This window comes from Pseudonocardia pini (assembly GCF_013870575.1).
Taxonomy (GTDB): domain Bacteria; phylum Actinomycetota; class Actinomycetes; order Mycobacteriales; family Pseudonocardiaceae; genus Pseudonocardia; species Pseudonocardia pini.
This window is the reverse complement of record NZ_JACBXB010001066.1, coordinates 1-1459: the sequence shown is the minus strand read 5'-3', so window position 1 is coordinate 1459 and position 1459 is coordinate 1. Positions and strand designations below refer to the sequence as shown.

General features: G+C 73.7%; 2 protein-coding genes. Both read left to right on the top strand.

What is annotated here, in order from left to right; translation table 11 throughout:
* Nucleotides 1-903, top strand: a 903-nt coding sequence (locus tag H5J29_RS32535) for an AMP-binding enzyme (protein ID WP_181784733.1), incomplete at its 5' end; no start/stop codon positions are given.
* A gap of 145 nt (nucleotides 904-1048) precedes the next feature.
* On the top strand, nucleotides 1049-1459 hold a 411-nt coding region (locus H5J29_RS32530), incomplete at its 3' end, for a DivIVA domain-containing protein (RefSeq protein WP_181784732.1).

The window sequence follows — 1459 nt, the reverse complement described above, 5'->3', positions numbered from 1 at the left end:
GCTGGGGCGGAGGTGAGCCAGCCGAGGGCGGGCATGATCGTCGAGGTAATCGAGGGCTCGCCGCAGTTCGTCGCCGCCGTGGCGGACGCCCTCGACGCCCGCCCCGACCTGGACGTCTCCACCCTGACCACGCTGGTCTACGGGTGGGGCGCACTGGCTCCCGCGGTGCTGGACCGGCTCGGGGCCCGGGCCGCGCCCGGCTTCGTCACGGTGGGGATCTTCGGCCAGACCGAGGCGATCGCGTGCCACCGCTTCTGGCCCACGCGCTGGCCGGAGGTGCACGCCCGCACCGCGCCCGCCGTGAACTACGTGGGGGTGCCGAGCGGGCTGCTCGCCTCCGACGTGGTCGACGAGCTGGGCGACCCGGTCCGCGGCGGTGTCCCCGGGGAGGCCGTCTACCGCTCGCCGATCATGACCGCGGGCTACTACAAGGACGTCCAGGCCACCCGCGAGGCGTTCCGCGGGGGCTGGTTCCACTCCGGTGACTCCGCGGCCGTCGACGAGGACGGCCTGCGGATCATGGTCGACCGCTACAAGGACATCGTGAAGTCCGGCGGCGAGAACGTGTCGTCCATCCGGGTCGAGGCCGTGCTTCACCAGCACCCGGACGTGCTGCGGGCCGCGGTGATCGGGCTCCCGCACGAGCACTGGGGAGAGGCCGTCACCGCGGTCGTGGTGCCGCGGGAGGGCCGCAAGCCCGAGGCGGAGGACATCGTCGCCTTCTGCCGCACCCGGCTGGCCGGGTACGAGACGCCCAAGGCGGTCGTGTTCGCCGACACGCTGCCCGACACCGTCGGCGGCAAGGTCCTCAAGTACAGGCTGCGCGCAGCGCACACGGACCTCTACGCGGCCGGAGGGCCCGCACGGCGCGAGCGCCACCCGGAGGAGGGTCCCCGAGCTTGATCCGCTAGCCTCCGCCGTGACACCGCGTCACCACCAGGACCGCGACAGGGTGACGGCAGGTCGTCCGGGGGCAGGCCCCGGGACGGACGGTGTCGAACGTACGGGCTCCCCCTCCCCCATCCGTTCCCTCCCCCGAAGGATCCCGGTGAGCGACACCACCGTCCCCCAGTTCCTCACGTCCCTGCGCGGCTACGACCGCCAGCAGGTGGACGAGTTCGTCCAGACCCGCGGCCGCGAGCTCGACCGGCTGCGCAGCGAGGTCGCCGAGCTGGGCCAGCGCGTCCGGCAGGCCAACGACCACGCCCAGGCCACCGAGCGCGAGAACCGCGAGCTGCGCGCCCGCACCCCGCAGGCACCCGCCGAGGAAGGCTTCGGCTTCCGCGCCGAGAAGCTGCTCCGGCTCGCCGAGCAGGAGGCCACCGAGGTCCGCGACAACGCCAACCGCGAGTCGGCGACCCTGCTGGAGAAGGCCCGCACCGAGGCCGAGCAGCACCGCCACGAGGTGGAGCAGCAGCTCATCGCCCGCGGCTCGCAGCTCGAGCAGCAGGCCGCGCAA